This window comes from Ponticaulis profundi, from assembly GCF_042659465.1.
GTDB classification, from domain to species: Bacteria; Pseudomonadota; Alphaproteobacteria; order Caulobacterales; family Hyphomonadaceae; genus Ponticaulis; species Ponticaulis profundi.
Window position 1 is genome coordinate 1 of the sequence record NZ_JBHSSW010000053.1, and the last position, 528, is coordinate 528.

The window sequence follows — 528 nt, forward strand, 5'->3', positions numbered from 1 at the left end:
GCAGATCGGCCAAACCAGAAGTGGCTGGCCGATTTCACATACATCTGGACTGCCGAGGGCTGGCTGTATGTCGCAGTCGTTCTCGACCTGTTTTCCCGCCGCGCGGTCGGTTGGTCCATGAAGGCAGATCGCGATGCGTCACTGGTCATGGATGCCCTGATGATGGCGGTCTGGCGCCGAGGGAAGGCTGACGCGCTCCTTCATCATTCCGACCAGGGATCCCAGTACACGAGCGAGCAGTTTCAGCGCCTGCTGGCGGACAACGGTATCACATGCTCAATGAGCAGAGCGGGCAATGTCTGGGACAACTCGGCGATGGAAAGTTTCTTCTCAACGCTGAAAACTGAACGCACCGCCCGAAAAGTGTATCGGACCCGAAATGAAGCCCGCGCCGATATCTTCGACTACATCGAACGCTTCTACAACCCGCGGCGGCGCCATTCGAAACTGGGCTATCTCAGCCCCATGGAGTTCGAGGCCCGCGCTATGCTAGCTTAACCTGCTGTCCACAAAACCGGTAGCAGCTCA

Annotated in this window: 1 protein-coding gene; it reads left to right on the plus strand. The window is 58.1% G+C overall.

Features of this window, described 5'->3' with window-relative positions; genetic code table 11:
* Window positions 1-498, plus strand: a 498-nt coding sequence (locus tag ACFQDM_RS15690; RefSeq protein WP_377380642.1) for an IS3 family transposase, incomplete at its 5' end; no start/stop codon positions are given.
* Window positions 499-528: the final 30 nt, after the last annotated feature.